The organism is Dickeya lacustris (assembly GCF_029635795.1).
GTDB classification, from domain to species: Bacteria; Pseudomonadota; Gammaproteobacteria; order Enterobacterales; family Enterobacteriaceae; genus Dickeya; species Dickeya lacustris.
On record NZ_CP114280.1, the window covers coordinates 1,893,530 to 1,914,237 of the forward strand.

Annotated in this window: 18 protein-coding genes, 1 tRNA gene and 1 pseudogene; 16 read left to right on the forward strand and 4 right to left on the reverse strand. The window is 50.2% G+C overall.

The window, feature by feature from the left end:
• Positions 1-132: 132 nt before the first annotated feature.
• Positions 133-603, forward strand: coding sequence for a transcriptional regulator ArgR (gene argR / locus O1Q98_RS08550; protein ID WP_125258245.1), 471 nt, complete (start codon positions 133-135; stop codon positions 601-603).
• A 107-nt stretch (positions 604-710) separates the two neighbouring features.
• Here the strand turns inward: argR and tsaD are convergent, their stop codons facing one another.
• On the reverse strand, positions 711-1,724 hold the full coding sequence (gene tsaD / locus O1Q98_RS08555) for a tRNA (adenosine(37)-N6)-threonylcarbamoyltransferase complex transferase subunit TsaD (protein WP_125258288.1): 1,014 nt from the start codon (positions 1,722-1,724) through the stop codon (positions 711-713).
• A 228-nt stretch (positions 1,725-1,952) separates the two neighbouring features.
• On the opposite strand from tsaD, the gene rpsU reads away from it, so the two are divergent.
• The 4 genes from rpsU to O1Q98_RS08575 all read left to right on the forward strand — a co-directional run bounded on the left by rpsU (position 1,953) and on the right by O1Q98_RS08575 (position 6,333).
• Positions 1,953-2,168, forward strand: coding sequence for a 30S ribosomal protein S21 (rpsU, locus tag O1Q98_RS08560; protein ID WP_001144069.1), 216 nt, complete (start codon positions 1,953-1,955; stop codon positions 2,166-2,168).
• 128 nt (positions 2,169-2,296) lie between these two features.
• Entirely contained in the window at positions 2,297-4,051 is a 1,755-nt protein-coding gene (dnaG, locus tag O1Q98_RS08565) for a DNA primase (protein ID WP_125258244.1), read from the forward strand.
• A gap of 156 nt (positions 4,052-4,207) precedes the next feature.
• The gene (gene rpoD / locus O1Q98_RS08570) at positions 4,208-6,049 is read left to right on the forward strand and encodes an RNA polymerase sigma factor RpoD (protein WP_205744237.1); all 1,842 of its coding nucleotides are present in this window, start codon (positions 4,208-4,210) and stop codon (positions 6,047-6,049) included.
• Positions 6,050-6,257: 208 nt separating this feature from the next.
• Positions 6,258-6,333: transfer RNA gene (locus O1Q98_RS08575), tRNA-Ile, on the forward strand.
• A gap of 102 nt (positions 6,334-6,435) precedes the next feature.
• On the opposite strand, the pseudogene O1Q98_RS08580 reads toward O1Q98_RS08575, so the two are convergent.
• Positions 6,436-6,549 (reverse strand): annotated as a pseudogene (locus tag O1Q98_RS08580) (DUF4942 domain-containing protein); the annotation flags it as partial.
• A 472-nt stretch (positions 6,550-7,021) separates the two neighbouring features.
• Here O1Q98_RS08580 and O1Q98_RS08585 point away from each other — a divergent pair.
• Positions 7,022-8,401 (forward strand): alpha/beta hydrolase domain-containing protein, encoded by a 1,380-nt coding sequence (locus O1Q98_RS08585; RefSeq protein ID WP_125258242.1) that lies wholly within the window; start codon positions 7,022-7,024, stop codon positions 8,399-8,401.
• A gap of 36 nt (positions 8,402-8,437) precedes the next feature.
• The gene (locus O1Q98_RS08590) at positions 8,438-8,893 is read left to right on the forward strand and encodes a nuclear transport factor 2 family protein (protein ID WP_164512948.1); all 456 of its coding nucleotides are present in this window, start codon (positions 8,438-8,440) and stop codon (positions 8,891-8,893) included.
• A gap of 158 nt (positions 8,894-9,051) precedes the next feature.
• Here O1Q98_RS08590 and O1Q98_RS08595 read toward each other — a convergent pair whose 3' ends face one another.
• Positions 9,052-10,014: a LysR family transcriptional regulator gene (locus O1Q98_RS08595; protein WP_205744236.1), complete on the reverse strand. Its 963-nt coding sequence runs from the start codon at positions 10,012-10,014 to the stop codon at positions 9,052-9,054.
• 137 nt (positions 10,015-10,151) lie between these two features.
• On the opposite strand from O1Q98_RS08595, the gene O1Q98_RS08600 reads away from it, so the two are divergent.
• The 8 genes from O1Q98_RS08600 to O1Q98_RS08635 all read left to right on the forward strand — a co-directional run bounded on the left by O1Q98_RS08600 (position 10,152) and on the right by O1Q98_RS08635 (position 18,689).
• On the forward strand, positions 10,152-11,300 hold the full coding sequence (locus tag O1Q98_RS08600) for an iron-containing alcohol dehydrogenase (RefSeq protein ID WP_125258240.1): 1,149 nt from the start codon (positions 10,152-10,154) through the stop codon (positions 11,298-11,300).
• Between the two features lie 292 nt (positions 11,301-11,592).
• On the forward strand, positions 11,593-12,525 hold the full coding sequence (locus tag O1Q98_RS08605; protein ID WP_125258239.1) for an AEC family transporter: 933 nt from the start codon (positions 11,593-11,595) through the stop codon (positions 12,523-12,525).
• A gap of 276 nt (positions 12,526-12,801) precedes the next feature.
• A complete protein-coding gene (locus tag O1Q98_RS08610) occupies positions 12,802-13,998 on the forward strand; it encodes a multidrug effflux MFS transporter (RefSeq protein WP_125258238.1) in 1,197 nt (398 codons plus the stop codon).
• A 137-nt stretch (positions 13,999-14,135) separates the two neighbouring features.
• Positions 14,136-14,801, forward strand: a complete 666-nt coding sequence (locus tag O1Q98_RS08615) for a flavodoxin (protein WP_416232402.1) — start codon at positions 14,136-14,138, stop codon at positions 14,799-14,801.
• A 51-nt stretch (positions 14,802-14,852) separates the two neighbouring features.
• Complete coding sequence (locus O1Q98_RS08620) at positions 14,853-15,545, forward strand: DUF4405 domain-containing protein (protein WP_125258236.1); 693 nt, start codon at positions 14,853-14,855, stop codon at positions 15,543-15,545.
• 78 nt (positions 15,546-15,623) lie between these two features.
• Positions 15,624-16,688, forward strand: coding sequence for an alpha/beta hydrolase (locus O1Q98_RS08625; RefSeq protein WP_125258235.1), 1,065 nt, complete (start codon positions 15,624-15,626; stop codon positions 16,686-16,688).
• A gap of 133 nt (positions 16,689-16,821) precedes the next feature.
• The gene (locus O1Q98_RS08630) at positions 16,822-17,673 is read left to right on the forward strand and encodes an aldo/keto reductase (protein ID WP_125258285.1); all 852 of its coding nucleotides are present in this window, start codon (positions 16,822-16,824) and stop codon (positions 17,671-17,673) included.
• A 26-nt stretch (positions 17,674-17,699) separates the two neighbouring features.
• Positions 17,700-18,689: an aldo/keto reductase gene (locus tag O1Q98_RS08635; RefSeq protein ID WP_125258286.1), complete on the forward strand. Its 990-nt coding sequence runs from the start codon at positions 17,700-17,702 to the stop codon at positions 18,687-18,689.
• Positions 18,690-18,767: 78 nt separating this feature from the next.
• Here the strand turns inward: O1Q98_RS08635 and O1Q98_RS08640 are convergent, their stop codons facing one another.
• Entirely contained in the window at positions 18,768-19,664 is an 897-nt protein-coding gene (locus O1Q98_RS08640; protein WP_125258234.1) for a LysR family transcriptional regulator, read from the reverse strand.
• Positions 19,665-19,826: 162 nt separating this feature from the next.
• On the opposite strand from O1Q98_RS08640, the gene O1Q98_RS08645 reads away from it, so the two are divergent.
• Positions 19,827-20,609, forward strand: coding sequence for an SDR family oxidoreductase (locus O1Q98_RS08645; RefSeq protein WP_125258233.1), 783 nt, complete (start codon positions 19,827-19,829; stop codon positions 20,607-20,609).
• Positions 20,610-20,708: the final 99 nt, after the last annotated feature.

Genomic DNA, 20,708 nt, shown 5'->3' on the forward strand with positions numbered 1-20,708 from the left:
AAAGTAAGCATCCATAAAAGGCCAAATCAGCTACAGAATGCCAACAATTCGCTTCCATAGTCGTTCTTATTGCATAAAAATTCATTCATCTGCATAATATCCGCATGATTCCTTTTCCCTATACGGTACGCTATGCGTCAGTCCAATAAACAAGAAGATCTGGTTAAGGCGTTTAAAGCGCTGTTAAAAGAAGAGAAATTCAGTTCGCAAAGCGAAATTGTGCAGGCGCTACAGGATGATGGCTTTGAGAATATTAACCAGTCTAAAGTCTCCCGCATGCTGACCAAATTCGGTGCGGTACGCACCCGCAATGCCAAGATGGAAATGGTCTACTGCCTGCCCGCAGAACTGGGTGTCCCCACCACGACCAGTCCGTTGAAAAATCTGGTGCTGGATGTTGACTATAACGATGCCGTCGTTGTGATTCACACCAGCCCAGGCGCTGCGCAATTGATTGCACGTCTGCTGGATTCATTAGGAAAATCAGAGGGTATTCTCGGTACTATCGCTGGCGACGACACGATTTTTACCACTCCAGCTCGCGGGTTCAGTGTCAAGCAACTCTATGAAGCAATCCTGGTATTATTCGAACAAGAGCTCTAAAAACGCCAGGCGGCCATCGCGCACGTCGTCAGAGTACGAGTGGCGTATACGAGGAGGTCTGCGCCCATGGGCACTGGGCGCAGCTTTATCTATCATTCAAACCGGCTTTACACCGCAGGCAATTCAGCTAACGGCCAGCGCGGGCGAACGCTAATACCGAGCTCATCGCGCGAGCCTTGTGCAAGTCGTACTGCCCCTGCATAAGCAATCATCGCGCCGTTATCGGTGCAGAATGCCGGGCGCGCATAAAATACCTCGCCACCGCGTTTAGCCATAAAATCGGCAAGGCGTTGGCGCAATGTGCGGTTCGCGCTCACACCACCAGCAATCACCAAGCGCTGACACCCGGTTTCATCTAACGCACGACGGCATTTAATCGCCAACGTATCAACAACGGCGTCTTCAAATGCGCAGGCGATATCAGCCTGAGTTTGCGCATCGCCGCCATTCTCACGAATGGTGTTTGCGGCAAACGTCTTCAAGCCGGAAAAGCTGAAGTCAAGCCCGGGGCGATCGGTCATCGGGCGCGGGAAAACAAAACGCCCCGCGACACCCTGTTGCGCCATTTTGGACAACAACGGCCCACCAGGATAATCCAACCCCAGCAATTTCGCCGTTTTATCAAACGCTTCGCCCGCCGCATCATCAATCGACTCACCAAGCAGCCGATATTCTCCCACGCCGGTGACACTGATAAGCTGTGTGTGACCACCGGAGACCAGCAACGCCACAAACGGAAATGCAGGCGGATTTTCTTCCAGCATCGGTGCCAGTAAGTGCCCTTCCATATGGTGCACAGGCACAGCAGGAACATCCCAGGCAAACGCCAGCGCACGTCCGACCGTTGCGCCCACCAGTAGCGCACCGACGAGGCCCGGCCCGGCAGTATAAGCGACACCGTCAATATCCGTAGATTGTAAACCGGCTTCGCTCAGAGCCGCCTGAATTAACGGCACGGTTTTTCGCACATGATCACGAGAAGCCAACTCAGGCACCACACCGCCATAATCGGCATGCAATTTTACCTGGCTATAAAGCTGGTTCGCCAGTAACCCGGCCTGAGTGTCATAAATCGCAACCCCGGTTTCATCACAGGATGTTTCAATACCCAATACGCGCATGGCTGTTTTCACTCTCACTTCTTCTTATCGCGACCAGCGTTAGCCGCAGACTTTAGGCTGTGCGCAGTCTACCATAAGCCAACTCGCAGGGGAGCAAACCAACATCGTGCGTTTTATGATCGCCGATAGACTTTACAAACTGGCCTTGGTTGCAGTAGAATTCCGCACCATTTTGAAAAGGCTGGCACAAGGCCAGCGGCAAACCGAATTTACTGAGGTGAGAGGCACATGCCGGTAATTAAAGTCCGTGAAAACGAGCCGTTCGACGTAGCTCTGCGTCGTTTCAAGCGTTCCTGTGAAAAAGCAGGTGTATTGGCTGAAGTTCGTCGTCGTGAGTTCTATGAAAAACCGACTACCGAACGTAAGCGCGCTAAAGCTTCTGCTGTGAAACGTCACGCGAAGAAGCTGGCTCGAGAAAACGCACGCCGCACTCGTCTGTATTAATTTTCAGGAGGCGTTGCCTCCACCGCGTGATTAATCCGCAGACTTAGCAGTTGCATACGAAGGCCGTGCTTTCCGAAAGGAATGCGCGGCTTATTGTCGTTTTACAAGCATATAGATATAAGGGGCTTATGGCTGGACGTATTCCCCGCGTATTCATTAATGACCTGCTGGCACGCACGGATATCGTTGACCTTATCGATGCCCGCGTCAAACTAAAAAAGCAGGGCAAAAATTACCACGCGTGTTGCCCGTTCCACCACGAGAAAACCCCGTCGTTCACCGTCAATGGTGACAAGCAGTTCTATCACTGTTTCGGTTGCGGCGCCCACGGCAATGCCATCGATTTTCTGATGAACTATGATCGTCTTGAGTTCGTTGAGAGCATCGAAGAGTTGGCGGCCATGCACGGGCTAGACGTGCCTTATGAGGCTGGCAGCGGCCCGACTCAGTTAGAACGCCATCAACGTCAAAGTTTGTATGAGTTGATGGAACAATTAAGCGCTTTTTACCAACATACATTAACTCAGCCTGTCGGTTCACCCGCCAAAGATTATCTGGCGAGACGGGGATTAAGTGACGAGGTGATTCGGCAATTCGCGATTGGATTTGCGCCACCGGGCTGGGACAACGCCTTAAAGCGTTTTGGCCGCGACAGCGAGAACCGCACCACGCTAACCGATGCCGGTATGCTGGTAACAAATGATAACGGCCGTACTTACGATCGCTTCCGCGATCGGGTCATGTTCCCTATTCGTGACAAGCGTGGCCGTGTTATTGCCTTTGGCGGACGAGTGATGGGTGAAGGCACGCCCAAGTACCTGAACTCGCCGGAAACCGAAATTTTTCATAAAGGCCGCCAATTGTATGGCCTGTATGAAGCACAGCAGCGTCATCCAACGTTAAAACGGCTGCTGGTGGTAGAAGGCTATATGGATGTGGTTGCTCTGGCGCAATTTGGCATTGATTATGCCGTCGCTTCGCTTGGTACATCGACCACCGCTGATCATATCCAGTTGCTGTTTCGCGCCACCGATCAGGTCGTGTGCTGTTATGACGGCGACCGCGCCGGACGAGATGCCGCCTGGCGAGCGCTGGAAACGGCTCTCCCCTATTTAGACGACGGCAGGCAGCTACGCTTTATGTTTCTGCCTGATGGTGAAGACCCGGATACCCTGGTGCGTAAAGAGGGGCATGCCGCCTTTGAGCAACGAATCGAGCAGGCAATGCCATTGTCAGCCTTTTTATTTGACTCATTGTTGCAACAGGTTGATATGAGCACCCCTGACGGGCGAACCAAGCTGAGTACGCTGGCACTTCCGCTGATAAGTCAGGTGCCAGGTGAAACATTACGCTTATACTTACGTCAACAGCTTGGCAACAAGCTAGGGTTGCTGGATGACAGCCAGTTAGACCGCCTGTTACCCAAACAACAGGAGTCTGCATCGTCTTACCAACCACCACGGCTAAAAGTCACAACTATGCGTATACTGATAGGACTTTTAGTGCAGAATCCACGGCTGTCTAAAGAGGTGCCTGAACTGGCGCTGGACGGTGTGGATGAGAGCAAAGTACCGGGGTTGAAGCTTTTTTTAGAGCTGGTTGATATCTGTAATGAAAGCCCGGGGATGAATATGGGGTTGCTGCTGGAAAAATATCGCGAGAATCATTACCGCAAGCAGCTTGAAACCCTGGCATCCTGGGACCATATGATTGAAGAAGATGAGCTCGAAGAAAAATTCCGGGTTAGCCTGGCCGAGCTCTATGACCAGTTGTTACAGCAACGCATGGAAGTGCTGATTGCGCGCGAAAGAACACATGGCTTAAGCATGAACGAACGCAAAGAACTGTGGTCGCTGCAACTGGCGCTAACACGAAAGAACTGATTTCCTGCGGCTTAACTGCCGATAAATAGTAGGGTTGATCCCTACAGCGTGCCGCTACAGGGGCTGCGGCAATAAGAAAAATACCCCTAATGTTATTGTTAGCGACTTACGCTGACCGACACCAACCCCAATATTCTGAAGTGTGGATACCGTCTTATGGAGCAAAACCCGCAGTCACAGCTCAAGCTACTTGTCACCCGTGGTAAGGAGCAAGGCTACCTGACCTATGCCGAGGTCAATGACCATCTGCCGGAAGATATCATCGACTCCGATCAGATCGAAGACATCATCCAGATGATTAACGACATGGGCATCCAGGTGATGGAAGAAGCACCGGATGCCGATGATCTGATGCTGGCCGAGAATACTGCCGACGAAGATGCCGCCGAGGCAGCCGCGCAGGTATTGTCGAGCGTTGAATCCGAGATTGGACGGACAACCGACCCGGTGCGTATGTACATGCGCGAAATGGGTACGGTCGAGCTGCTGACTCGTGAAGGCGAAATCGATATCGCCAAACGCATTGAGGACGGTATCAATCAGGTACAGTGCTCTGTAGCCGAATACCCGGAAGCTATCACCTATTTACTGGAACAGTACGATCGCGTTGAGGCCGGTGAAAGCCGCCTGTCTGATCTGATAACCGCGTTTGTCGATCCGAACGCCGAAGAGGATTTGGCACCAAACGCCGCGCCAGAAAGCACAGAAATGGCCGACGAAGACATCGATGACGACGATGAAGATGAAAACGAAGAAAGCGACAGCGACGATACCGATGACGATAACAGCATCGACCCGGAGCTGGCCCGTCAGAAATTCACCGAACTGCGCGACCAGTACGAAGCGACCCGTCTGAGCATCAAAGCCCATGGCCGCAGCCATGCAAGCGCGATTGAAGAGATCAACAAACTGTCTGAAGTGTTCAAACAGTTCCGTCTGGTGCCAAAACAGTTTGATCTGCTGGTCAATAACATGCGTTCCATGATGGATCGCGTCAGGGCGCAAGAACGCCAGATCATGAAACTGTGTGTTGAACAGTGCAAGATGCCGAAGAAAAACTTCGTCACCCTGTTTACTGGCAACGAAACTAACAGCAAATGGTTCGAAGCCGCGCTGTCACTGAACAAACCCTGGTGTGAAAAACTGCGCGAAGTTGAAGAAGACGTGCTGCGCAGCCTGCAAAAATTACAGCAAATTGAAGAAGAAACCGGCCTGACCATCGAGCAGGTAAAAGACATCAACCGCCGTATGTCGATTGGCGAAGCCAAAGCGCGTCGCGCCAAGAAAGAGATGGTTGAAGCGAACCTGCGTCTGGTTATCTCAATTGCGAAAAAATACACCAACCGTGGCCTGCAATTTCTGGATCTGATTCAGGAGGGCAACATCGGCCTGATGAAAGCGGTAGACAAATTCGAATACCGCCGTGGCTATAAGTTCTCCACCTACGCCACCTGGTGGATCCGTCAGGCGATCACCCGTTCTATCGCGGATCAGGCGCGCACCATCCGTATTCCGGTGCATATGATTGAGACCATCAACAAACTCAACCGTATTTCTCGCCAGATGTTGCAGGAAATGGGCCGCGAGCCGACGCCGGAAGAACTGGCTGAACGCATGCTGATGCCGGAAGATAAGATCCGTAAAGTCCTGAAGATCGCCAAAGAGCCTATCTCGATGGAAACGCCGATCGGTGATGATGAAGATTCACATCTGGGCGATTTCATCGAAGACACCACGCTGGAGCTGCCGCTGGATTCCGCTACCTCGGAAAGCCTGCGTTCTGCCACCCACGACGTACTGGCGGGCCTGACCGCACGTGAAGCCAAAGTGCTGCGCATGCGTTTTGGTATCGACATGAATACCGACCACACGCTGGAAGAAGTCGGCAAACAGTTCGACGTCACCCGCGAACGTATTCGTCAGATAGAAGCCAAAGCGTTGCGTAAATTGCGCCACCCAAGCCGTTCTGAAGTGCTGCGCAGTTTCCTGGACGACTAAACCTTTTCGTACCGCATGAACCCCAAACCCCCGCTCTGCGGGGGTTTTATTTTGTACGCCAGGCATGAAGCCGCACCACACCGTCATCCCAACGCAACCAGATCAAAGTAAAGTAGCAATAACTGGCCGTAAAGTGGGCACAAAACAACCATATAGCCATCAGGCTATAGACCCAACCCGATGGATTCCCTATAATCAACACCCGCTTGGCCCCTTAGCTCAGTGGTTAGAGCAGGCGACTCATAATCGCTTGGTCGTTGGTTCAAACCCAACAGGGGCCACCAAATAAAACAAGGAGTTAGATGAGAAATCGTCTGACTCCTTTTTCTTTGAATGCAATTTGGGTCAGGTAATGGGTCAGGTAAGGAATTGCCTCCCAGCCCTCTTCACCTCGCCGCCAGCATCCCCGGATAATGTTTGGCAATAATGTCGTTCATCCGATCGATCAAGTCAGGGCATTTAAAGGTGATATGCCCGGTGCCTTTCTGAAAGTAACGCACACCAGGCTGTGTCCCTTAACCTCCCTACACGCTAAAAAGTGCTGCAAGAATCATTTCCGAAAGGTGGTTTTTGGTTAAAAATCCATCGATTTTGGTCGTGCTTTATCGCTTAAACGCGTTTTTTTGCACAGTTATAACAATGCTGAACTGTGCGAAAAACAGTTACGGGACACGCCCTAGGACGGGTTCCCTCTTAGCGCTGAACGTTCCTATCACTCCCCATCAATTAACATCACTTAGTTGTTAATCATTCAACCCACTAGTAGGTAGTTGGATGTCAATAAAGTAAGTAAAGTTATGTCATGACTGGACTTAAACAGGAATTAACATGACCCGATTGTTCTCTTCGCTAACTTGCAATCTAACAGTTAGCAGCAACGCATCAATCACCAGGCGCCTGCGCCAATGGGCAATGGTCGCAGTGGCGGGCGTTGCCCTCTCTGCGTGTGTGGGAGGAGCAGCCTCTGAAGGCATGACCAGGCAGCCCCTGCCGCACGTGCTCACGCCGCCAGCCATGGGGACTCCGATGAGTGCCACGGTTGCGCCATTGCAGCAACAGGGGTTCATTGAATCCGAGCGCTTTATCAAAGGACAGGCAGCTCGTTACCGCATTAAGGATGCGATGCAGGATGCACAGCGTATTGATGGTTCTAATCCTTATGTCACCCGCGTACTGATACGTCGTCCTACCGATCCCGCCCGTTTCAACGGTACCGTTGTGGTGGAGTGGCTAAACGTGACACTGGATCAGGATATCGATTTTGTATTCGGTGCCACCCGCGAGCTGATGTTGCGTGAAGGATATGCCTGGATTGGGGTCAGTGCGCAACATAATGGTGTTGATGCGATGAAGCGCTGGAATCCAGCACGCTATAGCGCACTTAACGTCACGGCGTCGAATGTCGATCCGGTTGATGGCAGTCTGATTGACCCGCCCAATCCCCTCATCATGGCTAAGGGTGGCGATGTACTGGCCTGGGATATTTTCTCTCAAATAGGCGCACTGGCAAAAGCGGGTAATACCGATCTACTGGGTGGCTTGAAAGCCAAAAAAGTGATCGCTGCCGCCGAGTCTCAATCCACACTCAAGGTTTCCACTTACTACAATAGCATTCAGCCATTGCACCATGTGTATGATGGTTTCCTCTTCTACGATCGCAGTGCGACATTGCGATCGGATGTCGATGCCAAAACGATAGCGATTGGTACCGAGATCTTCACGGCCTTAATGAAATCCGCCCCTCAGCCAGATACCGACCATCAACGCTGGTGGGAAATTAATGGTGCCTCACACTTCTCGCTGGATGAAATCGAGCACTATGTTGACCCGATGATTAAGCGCGATGCGGCTTTCCGTAATGCACAAGGGAAAGCCATGACCCTCTCGGAGATCACGGCAAAAAATGGCCCCTGCACCCCGGCGACCATTTATAGTCGGGTGCCGAATGGTGATGTGATGAAGGCGGCGTTGAAAGCTCTCAACATCTGGATTAACGGCGGGCCAGCTCCTGCAAAGATGCCCCGGTTTGTCGTCGATAACCAGACGCCTCCCCAGTATGTCCATGATGCGAATAATCAAATCGTTGGCGGTATCCGCACGGCGGCACAGGACGCGCCGATGGCTCGTAATGCCGGTATCGGTAAGGGCCCGTGGTTCTGTGGGCCATCTGGTAATCATGTAGACCTCACTGCGGCCGAACTTTGTCAGCGCTATGGTAGCCACGAGAGCTATGTCGAACATGTAAAAGCCGTCGTTGCCGCGAATGTACGGCAAGGCGTCGTGCTGCCGGAAGAAGCCAATAAGACTCTCGAGCAAGCACAGGCGCTGACTTTTGCTTGCCCCGTAAACTAAACGATGTATCTCATCCACGTTGAGGAAACACAGACCATGACACTAGAACAACGAATTCAAAAGCTGGAAGATCAGGCCGCTATCAAACGCCTGGTAGACATGTTCGCCAATATGGCCGACCGGATGGATATCGCTAACCAGATGTATCTGTTCACTGAAGATGCCGCTGTGGAAACATATTTTGGCGACACGCTGTTTGCCTCCATGCAGGGACGTGAACAGATAGCCCAGGTCTTCTCCAGCTTCATCGCCAATTTTACGACGATGTACCACATGAACGGCCAAATCGTGGTCGATATTGAAGGCGATCGCGCTTCATCAACACACTATTGTTTAGTGACACTGATATCTGAACAACAAGGCAAGCAATACAAAAACCTGAACGGCATTATCTATCAGGATGAGTATGTACGTCAGAACGGACAATGGTTGATTGCTAAACGTCAGGCCCGTTTCACCTGGCGAGATACCAGTGAGCTTATCGCTGAATGAGGTTAAGTCTCTAAAATAAATACCGCCTGGCATGCCGTGATACCGGTTTGCCAGGTCATTTTTTGCCTCTCATTGTAATGGGCCAGGCTCTTCATACTCATGCCAAAACAGGGTGGATATCGCGCGATGGTAATGCAGCCGACATACTCCACACCATGTTAGCCTAAAGACGATTTCCCTTTGCTATAAGCAAGCTGCAATTCCTCTTCGCTAAGTACAAACTCCTGGCTGTCGGTCAGCCGCTCAACCGCCAGATCTATGAAGCGGCGAACCCGTGCTGGCTGGGCCTTGCGGCTGCCATAATAGAGAAACAGGCTGTGTATCTGACTCATGTGTTCGAGCAACAGGGGAACCAAACGACCTGCCCGAATGTGCGCCGCCGCCGTTGGCCCGGCAAGCTGGCCAATGGCCTCCCCTGCCAGTACAACGCCCAGCTCTACCGTCTCATCATTGGTCGATATCGCCGGGCGCACTAACTGCTCCTGCATATTTTCGCCAACTTTCACATGCCAGGGGATAACATGCCCGGAACCCGCATGACGAAACACACTACAGCGGTGTATACCAAGATCGTTCAATGTCAATGGGATACCATATTTGCGCAAATAGGCAGGAGACGCGCAGATGATAAGCTGCAAGGGAAATAAACGGCGCGCGATCAAGCCATCCTGTGGTGAAACACCAATCCGAAGGCCCACATCCACTCTCTCTTCTACCCAGTTGCCGATGCGGTCATCAAGCTGCACATCCGGCTGGACTTCTGGATAGCATCGGCAATATTCGTCCAACACAGGGCCGATGATCGCCTGAGCCACCGACCGTGGCCCGACGATCCGCAGTGGGCCTGCAAATGCCTCACGGGTTTGTTTCGCCGCCGACAAAGCCTGCTGTAGACCAATCAAGGCGGGTTGTGCGGCCTCTAAAAAGCGTTGACCCTCTTCGGTCAATGACATGCTGCGAGTGGTACGGTGGAACAAGCGTACCCCCAGGTAAGTCTCCAGCTGTTTCAATGCTTTGCTGGCGGCCTGAGGAGAGATCTGTTGAGCCTCTGCCGCCTTGCTGAGACTGCCTAATTCCACCGTACAGACAAAGGTTGTGATGGAGCGCAATTCACTGATCATGGTTTTTCCCAGTCATTAACATTATTTAGTTGTAACTGATTCATCCGTTTACTGTCTAGTTTGATGTTTTAGGCAGATCTATAGTTCACGCTATCGACAGTCGTTCCGACATCAATGCATATAAAGAGACAAGCAAGATGGACAACTTCAGTTTTTACAACCCAACCAAAATAGAATTTGGTAACGCTAAAGAGCAGCTTATCGGCGAGATCCTCGCCGGGCATGGCATCAAAAAAGTGCTGCTGACCTATGGTAGCGATCGCATTAAAGAGAATGGTCTCTTCGCCACGGTGAGCGCCAGCCTGAATGAACAGGGCATCGCGTTCATCGAATGCGGTGGCATCATCAGTAACCCGCTCATCTCAAAGGTTCGTGACGCTATCACCATCGCGAAGGAGCAGAACGTCGATGCGATCCTCAGTGTCGGTGGTGGATCTGTGCTCGACAGCGCCAAGGCGATTGCCGCAGGTAGCCTCTACCAAGGGGATGTCTGGGATCTGTTCGTCGGAAAAGGCCAGATTGATGCGGCTCTGCCCGTGTTTGCCATCCTGACGCTGGCTGCGACCGGCAGTGAAATGAATAGCGGAGCCGTCGTCACCAACGACGACACGAAGGAGAAGTTCGCCATCAACTCGGTGCATCTCTTCCCGAAAGTCTCCATCGTCAACCCGGCACTCATGCAGAGTGTTTCGCGCGACTATCTGGTCTACTCAGCCGCTGACATCATCGCTCACTCCATCGAGGGTTACTTCACCGCGACGGTACAGCCCAAAATCCAGTCTCGTCTGGTGGAGTCTGTTATTGCCACGGTGCTGGAAACCACAGAGCAGTTGCTGGCCGATCCTGCCAATTACCATGCCCGTGCCGAATTCGCGTGGGCAGCGACCCTGGCATTGAACGGCTTGACCTATGCGGGCACCTCAGGTTTTGGTTATCCCAACCACATGATCGAGCACTCCCTCTCTGCGCTGTTCAATGTGCCGCACGGCGCAGGCTTGTCGGTGATCATGCCCGCCTGGATGAAATGGTTCCACGGTCAAAATCCGGCCCAGTTCACGCGCTTTGCTCAACATCTGTTCGGTTTGAACACAGCCGAAGAGGGCATTGCGGCCCTGGAGACGTGGTTTGACAAGATTGGGACGCCAATCCGCCTTTCCCAACTCGGTATCAAAGAGACGGATCTGCCCGCTATCCTCGCAAACCTTGAGGGTAACGCTCGCTGGTTTGGTCTCGCCGAGACGTACACTGAAGACGTGCTGGCCACCATCCTGAAACTGGCGCTATAACACGCCACGGGGCGTTAGCCCCGTCCCCTCTCGATTCCCCTTATCAAATCAGTGCCTGAGTGTGACAGGACAACGTGGTGCAAACCACCGGGCTAGCCGCTCGGCGGGAATCTAAGGAAACGCCCGGCGGGTTTATCGCGGTCTTCTGGCGTCTATGACGGCCCCATTCATCCTCATCCGGTAGCCAGCTACCGGGCCGCGTTATAGCCAATGTACGCCAGTTTGAAGTACGCCAGCTTGAATACAGCTTCTTAATGGGGCGATGAATTTACTGTCATAACAGGAGATGATGATGGCAATACTGCAACAGATGATTATTTTTTCATTACTGATCATGGTTGGGGTTATCGCCCGGAAAAAACGGATAATCACCCAAGAGAATACGCCGCAGCTTACAGCTCTGGTATTAAATATCACTATGCCAGCGATTATCCTTGCCAGTATGACGGGTAATGCGCCGCATATAGCCGAACGTGATCTAACGGAGGTATTTGTCATCGTCGCGGCCACCCTTATATTGCTGATCCTGAGCGGCAAAGTTTTGGCGCGCCTCCTGAATTATGGCCGAGAATATGAAGGTATCATCATCGTTATGACGACATTTACCAATATCTCAATGATGGGAGTGCCGATGATCTATTCGCTGTTCGGCACCGATGCCATGATTTACATGACCGCTTTCCTGCTGCCGTATAATATTTTGTTCTTTTCCTATGGCTATCGCTGGATGAGCGGCAAACGCATTCAACCATCCGGCGGCTATTGGCAGAGGCTACGGCAGTTGCTTAATCCAGGGATTGTGGCCTGTTTGCTGGCTCTGCTCCTCTACCTTGCGCATATCCAGCTCCCTTACCTGCTGGCACAGCCACTCCACCTGCTAGGTGCCGTCACCGGGCCCTTGTCCATGATGTTGATTGGCTCCTTCCTGCTGGATATGGACTGGCGCGAAGCCATTGGCGATAAGAAGATCTGGCTTTACACCGTTATCAAGATGGTGGTGATTCCTGTTATTATCATGTTGATCATGAAGCAATTTATTGAAAATCGCCTGCTACTTGGCGTGCTGCTGGCGGCGATTTCCACCCCCGCAGGGGCTGGTGTGCCATTGCTGGCGCAGGCGCTGAATAAAAACGCCTATCCGCTGGCACTCAAAGGTGCCGCCCTGACCACCATTGCGGCCTTATTGACCATGCCCATCGTCGCCGCCATCACCCAACTTAATTAACCAATACGCCACTTTATTGTGGCCTAAAAAATAAAACACCCGATCCTTAGTAATTATTGCGGAATTCAACATGACTATGAAAATTCAGTTCACCATGACGATACCCCATTATCTAACCCTCGCTAATTATTCATGAATACGTAATATTCGTCGCTGATTAGCTTTTTAAACAACATTAATGAAAGTCATTCATAACGCCTATCGCGTTTGGTGCGATTATTAATAACCATACTGTCGCTATCATTAAGCGAATTATCACTGTGCTTGCAGGTTTTTATGACCCACTCATCAACAGTGAAGACCACAGGGCTGCTTTTCATCATGATTTTAAGCGCGCTTATGGCCTTTACCTCTCTATCAACCGATATTTATCTGCCCGCGATGCCGGTCATGGCAAAAGATTTACGGGGAAATGCAGAACTCACCATCACCGGGTTTTTGCTAGGCTTTTGCCTCGCTCAACTCATCTGGGGCCCCATCAGCGATCATTTGGGTAGACGCCTTCCTTTAATGATTGGGATGGTGCTATTTATCGTGGGCTCTGCCGGTTGTGCCCTTTCGAATAACATAAATCAAATCATTTTCTGGCGAGTCTTTCAGGCTCTGGGAGCCTGCACCGGCCCTATGCTGGCGCGCGCAATGATACGTGACTTATTTAGCCGAACCCGTGCGGCCCAGATGCTGTCAACATTAACGGTTGTCATGGCAATAGCTCCCATTATCGGCCCACTATTGGGTGGGCAGATGATTAAATTTACCTCCTGGCATGCCATTTTCTGGTTGTTGACGGCCATCGGGGTATTCATGTTGCTGTCACTATACTGGCTACCAGAGACATTGCCCGTCGAGCGAAGAGTCAAAGCCTCATTCGCTGGTGCTTTTCAAACATATTACCGGTTACTCGGTAATGCGGCCTTTATGAAAGTGACGCTCTGCTTAACGTTTTACTACATGGCGCTTTATGCGTTTATTGTGGGTTCACCCTTTGTATATATCACTCATTTTCATGTTGCAGCACAGCACTATGGATGGTTGTTCGCGGTCAATATTCTGGGTGTGATGGGACTGAGCACGGTTAACCGCCATTTGGTGCAGCGCTATTCTCTTGAAGTGTTATTAAAGAGAGCGCTTCTTGTTGCCGCCGCTGCTGCACTCGTGCTGGCGTTTGCGACAAAATTGAATCTAGGCGGAATCACCCTGATTATTATCACCGTCTTCGTGATGTTTTCAATGAACGGCATTGTTGCTGCTACCGCAACGGCTGCCGCGCTTGATGCCGCACCCGATTCAGCGGGTTCAGCATCGGCACTGATTGGTTCACTTCAATATGGCAGCGGTATTATCTCATCGTTACTTCTGGCCATGTTCAATGATGGAACGGCCTGGACTATGGGCTGGATTATCACGTTATTTATCCTCACCAGCACGCTCATAGCAATGACCACCCGGGTTAAGAAAAGGGCCATATCCTAAATTATTTGAGTTGACGGAAGGGTGTGGCTCTGCGAGCTCACAAGGATTTAATCAAATCAGTGACGGGATGAGAGAGAATTCGGCTCACCGAAACGTTGGGACATGACGGATATTATTGGCCACCTTTAAATAAGGAAATAAAGATAATGCGAAAAATAAACGTTATAAGCAAAATGGTCGTAATGATATTTTTATGCCTTACAGGGCAGGTCGCTTTCGCCTCAGAAAATACAGCAGCGTCACAACGTGTACTGATTGTTTATTTCTCGCAACCTGAGGAAATGACACCTGATAACGTGGACGGTTTTTCCGGTGCCAGCGTGCTTCAGAAAAACGTGCCAGAAACCGGTAGTACCCAGTACATCGCACAGCTTATTCAGCAACAGACGCAGGGCAGTCTGTTTCGTATCGAAACAACAATCCCCTATCCCCGCCAGCATGATGCGCTGCTGCAATTCGCCGAAAAGGAACAACAAACAAGAGCACGGCCCTCATTCAAAACGCCGCTCCCGGATCTGAACAAGTATGATACGGTCTATGTCGGTTATCCCATCTGGTGGTATACCATGCCAATGGTGATATATGCCCTTTTTGAGCAAAATAACTTTGCTGGAAAAACGATTATTCCCTTTACCACTCACGGTGGCAGCCAATTGGCGGATTCGTTACGGGAAATCGCACGCAGGCAGCCCCAGGCGAAATTAGTGACGCGCGCATTGTCTATATCACGCAATGATATATCAAACCCTGAAATACCGGATCAGGTAAAGCAATGGGTGCAACAAGTCAATCCACAACATTAATATACTGCCATGAAAAAAATTTATTTTATTCAGGTGATACTGGATGGAGGAATGGCCTTATTGTTACTGATATTAATGGGGTTTCATCTTCATGGTGAGATGATACATGAATGGTCTGGCATGCTCTTTACACTGATGATTATTCTCCATTTATATCTGAACAAGCATCGGCTCTGGGCTCTGCCACCCACGCTCCCTGCGGCTATGCGTGTTATTAACCGAGCGGTTAATTTCGTAACACTCATGGTGATACTGGCCGTCATCGTCTCCGGCGTTATGATCTCTCGCCATGTTTTTCCTGATTTTCCATTTCATAACCCGAATACATGGGTTAGAAAGCTACATATGACGGCAGTCTACTGGGGCATGATCATAATTGCGGTACATATCGGCTTACACTGGAAAATGCTGGCTAAATTTTTCTGTTTCGTGCTGAAAATCCCCGAGCATTCCTGTTTTTCGAACATCATTACACCCTGTATATTTTCGGTAATATCGCTACTGGGTCTGTACTGGTTTCTCTCCACAAACTACCTTGCTTATTTACGCATGGCGGTTGATTTCTCCTTTTTTGACTATGATGAATCTGCATTTATTTTTTATTTTCGCTACATAGCCATTATTATTTTATTTGCATTAGCCACCCGTTTTTTGCTTTGGTTGTTTGTTTTCAGGGCTCAAAAGATAGTGCCTTCACAAGGTACGGCCAACGTTAACAACCGTATTCATGAATATGACAAATAAGGGTAATCAGGGGTTCTCAATAATCTGCCCTGAAAGTAAAGGTATCATTGAGCCGCAAATATAACCGAGGGCATAATCTTGCAGACATTTTTAAAAACGCTGTTCATTTGCCTGATGGCAAGTGCTCAGGTAGTTCAGCTCGCCAATGCAGAACCAATAGTCATTCAGAAACAGGGAAGCTTTTCCGCTGGTGGCACCATCATCACTGCGCCCGGAAAATTTGACGCAACCGAACCGCTGAATTCCGCAGGCCAAACTTATCATGGCGATCACGCATCGGTGTTTTACCAGATCCCTCGCCATCCTCACAAATACCCCATCATCATGCTGCATGGTGCCGGTCAGTTCTCCCGCACCTGGGAAAGTACGCCGGATGGCCGTGAGGGATTCCAGAACATTTTCCTGCGCCGTGGTTTCTCAACATATCTTGTTGATCAACCGCGTCGCGGCAATGCAGGGCGTAGCACGGTAGAAAATACCATTACACCTAAGCCCGATGAACAGATGTGGTTTAATCAGTTTCGGGTAGGCATCTGGCCCGATTATTTTAAAGGCGTTCAGTTCTCTCACGATAAAGCAGCGCTCAATCAGTTTTTCCGTCAAATGACGCCGAACACCGGGCCGTTTGACATCAAGGTGATCGCTGACGCGATGTCCGCCGTTGTCGATAAATCGGGCCCGGCAATCCTCTTCACGCATTCTCAGGGAGGTGGCCCCGGCTGGTACACGGCAATGAAAAACGACAAGGTAAAAGCCATTGTTGCCTTCGAACCGGGTAGCAGTTTTGTCTTCCCAGAAAAAGAATTACCCGAGCCAATGCCAAGCGCATTCGATACGCTAAAGGGCGAGCCTGTTCCGCAGGAACAGTTTATGGCTCTGACCAACATTCCGATTCTGATTATTTACGGTGATAACATTCCTGATAAACCGGTAGCCATGCCCGCACAAGACAGTTGGCGAGTACGCCTGGCAATGGCCAGGAAATGGCGCGATGTGGTGAACAAATTCGGCGGCGATGTAACCGTGATACACCTGCCAGAAATAGGAATTACGGGTAATACTCATTTCCCCTTTTCTGATTTGAATAATATCCAGATTGCTGACCTGGTGAGCCAGTTCATTAAAGAAAAAAAGCTTCAGTAATTGAACACTTAAAAAGCATCAAGCCTATTTTTATTTATGAAATAGGCTAATTAGCCCTAGTCAATTGGGTGTGCTAATAAAACCGATCACGCTGCGTTATGCTGTGACGAAACAGCAGCCAAAGGATAATGATATGCAAACAGTAACACTAAATAACGGTATTGAAATGCCACTCGCAGGTTTTGGCGTCTTTCAGATGACGGAAGCAAGTGAGTGTGAACGTGCAATTATTGACGCCATCGAAACGGGTTATCGTTTGATTGATACAGCGGCATCCTATCAAAATGAAACACAAGTCGGGAATGCGATAAAACAAAGTGGCGTAAGCCGTGAGGAAATATTTGTTACGACGAAACTGTGGATACAGGATGTCAGTTATACCGGAGCGAAAGCCCAGTTTGAACGCTCATTAAACCGGCTACAGATGGACTACGTTGACCTGTATCTGATTCACCAGCCTTACAATGATATTTACGGTGCCTGGCGGGCAATGGAAGAGTTATATCAGGCGGGGAAAATTCGGGCTATTGGCGTAAGTAATTTTCATCCAGACCGACTTGCTGACCTCATCGCATTTAATAATATCGTGCCAGCCATTAATCAAATTGAGGTTAATCCGTTTAATCAGCAGTTACATGCCGCTCCGTGGATGTTAAGCCGTAATATTCAACCCGAAGCCTGGGCTCCATTTGCCGAAGGCAAAAACGGTTTATTCGAGCATCCGGTACTGACAGCTATTGGTAATAAATATCACAAGCGCATAAGTCAGGTGATTCTGCGCTGGCTGGTACAGCGCGGTATTGTGTCTCTCGCGAAGACCACCAATAAAGCGCGCATGGAAGAGAATATTAATATCTTCGACTTCGAATTAAGCCCTGAAGATATGCAGCAAATCACGGCGATGGATACAGCAACGAGCGTGTTCTTCTCGCATCGCGATCCGGCGCGAGTTGAATGGCTAACAGGCCGAAAACTGGACATCTAAGCGATAACTCACTGAGGTATTTAATGATGCAAAAACGTTTTCTCGGTAAATCCGGGCTCGAAGTTTCCGCGTTGGGGCTGGGTTGCATGGGCCTTAGCTACGCCTATGGCCCTGCTACTGATGCTCGTCAGGCAATTGAACTGATTCGTACTGCGTTTGAGCGTGGCGTCACGTTCTTTGATACCGCTGAACTGTACGGCCCCTATCTGAATGAAGAGGTCGTTGGCGAAGCATTACAGCCTTTTCGTGACAGTGTCGTGATTGCCACCAAATTCGGCTTCACTTTTGGCGCAGATAATAAGCAGCAGATTTTAAACAGCCGCCCGGAGCATATCCGCAACGTGGTTGAAGGGTCACTAAAACGCCTGAAAACTGATGTTATCGACTTGTTGTATCAACATCGCGTCGATCCTGATGTCCCTATTGAAGACGTCGCGGGGACGGTCAAAGATTTGATAGCCGAGGGGAAAGTCAAACATTTCGGGCTTTCTGAAGCCGGAGTACAAACCATACGCCGTGCCCACGCTGTGCAGCCAGTTGCCGCATTGCAGAGCGAGTACTCCATGTGGTGGCGAGAGCCAGAACGGGAAATAGTGCCGCTGCTCGAAGAACTGGGCATTGGGTTTGTGCCATTCAGCCCGTTAGGTAAAGGATTCCTGACCGGAGCTATCAAGCCGGATGCCACATTTGGTGAGGATGACTTCAGAAGCAAGGTTCCTCGTTTTGCGCCAGAAGCACTGGAAGCCAACGAAAAACTGGTCGCTCTGTTGGGTAACATCGCTACCGAAAGAGGCATCACGCCTGCACAAATCGCGCTGGCCTGGCTTCTGAACCAAAAACCCTGGATTGTTCCCATTCCTGGCACGACCAAACGCCATCGATTAGAAGAGAACCTGGCTGCCGTTGACGTGTCTCTTTCCCGCAAAGAGACCGATGACATCACCCAGGCGCTTGAAACCGTCAACATCGTCGGTGAGCGTTATCCCGCCTCGCTACAATCACGCGTTGGCAGATAACGAAAATACTCAGGGGGCATTTTCATTTCGCCTCCTGAGTATTTAAGTATCATGAGAGGGAAGCGGGCCCCGGCATTTTTATCGGTGGGTATAGCGTAATGCATCAATCAACAAAGCAAACGCGGGTGGATGCTGTTTTCTGCTGGGATAATAAAGGTAATAGCCAGGGAATGTGGGGCACCACTCCTGCAATACCGCCATCAACTTACCCGATGCCAGTTGTGGCTGGATCATATCTTCTGGAATAAAAGCCAGCCCAAACCCAGACTCCGCCGCATCAATGCGTTCGGCAAGATGATTAAAGGTCAGTTGTCCCTCAACCTTAACCTGTAGCGGTTTCCCGTCTTTCTCAAATTCCCAGTGATACAACCCTCCGAGGGTAGGAAGCCGCATGTTAATACAGCGATGATGCTGAAGATCGTGGGGCGTCTCAGGAATAACGTAGCGGGAGAAATAATCGGGCGAGCCAACCACGACCAATCGCACATCGGGGCCAATACGAACCGCTACCATGTCTTTATCCAGGCTTTCTCCTAGCCGAACACCCGCATCAAAGCGGCCTTCCACGATATTAACAAAGCCATTATCGACGACCAGTTCGACATTTATTTCAGGATATTCACGCAGGAAAGGCTTGAGTTTTGGCCACACCAGGCTTTTTACCGCATGCTCGCCTGCAGAGAGTCGGATATTCCCTGCAGCAATACCGTTAAGCTGTATCAGTTGTTCAAGATCCAATTCCAGTTCAGTAAGACGTGGCTCAAGACAGGCAATAATTCGCTCGCCTGCCTCGGTAGGTGCCACGCTGCGGGTTGTGCGGGTTAACAAACGCAGATTCAATCTGGCCTCCAGCGCCTTCATTGCGTGGCTCAACGCCGACTGGGAAACACCCAGTTTCGCCGCTGCTCGGGTAAAACTCCGCTCCCTGGCCACGACCATAAATAGCTGTAGTTCGTTGAAGTTTTCTTTAAGCACGTCATTTACCCTTAATATATTCGGCCAAATCTAATTATGAGAAGTGTTCATAGACGTAATTATCTTAACCCCATTACTCTCAACAATCGCTATTGCTACACTTTATTTCGAACAGCACTTTATTTCGAATAACAATTCATTCTATTACGCGAAAGGTTAATTATGAAGATATTAATTGTCGGCGCGACAGGGAGTATTGGTCGCCATGTAGTTGCAATGTCAATAAAAATGGGGCACCAGCCAAAAGCACTGGTGCGGAGTAAACAAAAAGGTAAATTGTTACCGCAAGGTACTGAAATCGTCTACGGGGATGTCAGCCTCCCGGAAACACTGACAAAAATAAGTGACGATATTGATGCCGTTATTTTCACACTGGGATCGGATGGTCAGGGGCGTATTGGCGCACGGGCCATTGATTACGGTGGCGTGCGAAATATTCTGACAACACTAAAGCACAAGCCGGTACGCATTGTGTTAATGACAGCAATCGGAGTCACTGACCGAGACGGAGCCTATAACCGCCAGACGGAAGCACATGACTGGAAGCGGCGCTCAGAACGGCTTGTGCGCGCCAGCGGCCATCCCTATACCATCGTCAGGCCCGGCTGGTTTGACTATCACCAACCCGACGAAGAAAAAATTGTCATGCTGCAAGGCGACACGCGCCACTCGGGTACTCCGGCTGATGGCGTTATTGCCCGTATACAAATAGCCAGGGTACTGGTTAGTGCGTTAACAGATGACAACGCTAACAATAAGACGCTGGAGTTAATTGCAGAGTCTGGCTATGAACAGTCAGATCTTAGCCCGCTCTTTTCTTCTCTACAGCAAGATTCCATCGAGCGAAATGATGGCATATTGGATAGAGATAATATGCCGCTACTTTCAGAGCCACAATCCGTCATTGACGACCTCAGCGCCATGGAAAACAGACCTCGTCGATAAGGATTAAAAGCGTGCTGATTTATCGATAAGAAATAAGGTATTATTTCCAGCTCCAGTCAGGCTGGAAACGGAGTGAAGAAACACATCCGTTTCCAGTTT

Coding starts and splice junctions, on each gene's coding strand:
- O1Q98_RS08645 (WP_125258233.1), top strand. CDS start 19,827: ATGAAGATATTAATTGTCGGCGCGACAGGGAGTATTGGTCGCCATGTA.
- O1Q98_RS08610 (WP_125258238.1), top strand. CDS start 12,802: ATGACCCACTCATCAACAGTGAAGACCACAGGGCTGCTTTTCATCATG.
- O1Q98_RS08630 (WP_125258285.1), top strand. CDS start 16,822: ATGCAAACAGTAACACTAAATAACGGTATTGAAATGCCACTCGCAGGT.
- rpsU (WP_001144069.1), top strand. CDS start 1,953: ATGCCGGTAATTAAAGTCCGTGAAAACGAGCCGTTCGACGTAGCTCTG.
- tsaD (WP_125258288.1), bottom strand. CDS start 1,724: ATGCGCGTATTGGGTATTGAAACATCCTGTGATGAAACCGGGGTTGCG.
- O1Q98_RS08635 (WP_125258286.1), top strand. CDS start 17,700: ATGCAAAAACGTTTTCTCGGTAAATCCGGGCTCGAAGTTTCCGCGTTG.
- O1Q98_RS08620 (WP_125258236.1), top strand. CDS start 14,853: ATGGCCTTATTGTTACTGATATTAATGGGGTTTCATCTTCATGGTGAG.
- dnaG (WP_125258244.1), top strand. CDS start 2,297: ATGGCTGGACGTATTCCCCGCGTATTCATTAATGACCTGCTGGCACGC.
- rpoD (WP_205744237.1), top strand. CDS start 4,208: ATGGAGCAAAACCCGCAGTCACAGCTCAAGCTACTTGTCACCCGTGGT.
- O1Q98_RS08600 (WP_125258240.1), top strand. CDS start 10,152: ATGGACAACTTCAGTTTTTACAACCCAACCAAAATAGAATTTGGTAAC.
- O1Q98_RS08585 (WP_125258242.1), top strand. CDS start 7,022: ATGACCAGGCAGCCCCTGCCGCACGTGCTCACGCCGCCAGCCATGGGG.
- O1Q98_RS08590 (WP_164512948.1), top strand. CDS start 8,438: ATGACACTAGAACAACGAATTCAAAAGCTGGAAGATCAGGCCGCTATC.
- O1Q98_RS08595 (WP_205744236.1), bottom strand. CDS start 10,014: ATGATCAGTGAATTGCGCTCCATCACAACCTTTGTCTGTACGGTGGAA.
- argR (WP_125258245.1), top strand. CDS start 133: ATGCGTCAGTCCAATAAACAAGAAGATCTGGTTAAGGCGTTTAAAGCG.
- O1Q98_RS08605 (WP_125258239.1), top strand. CDS start 11,593: ATGGCAATACTGCAACAGATGATTATTTTTTCATTACTGATCATGGTT.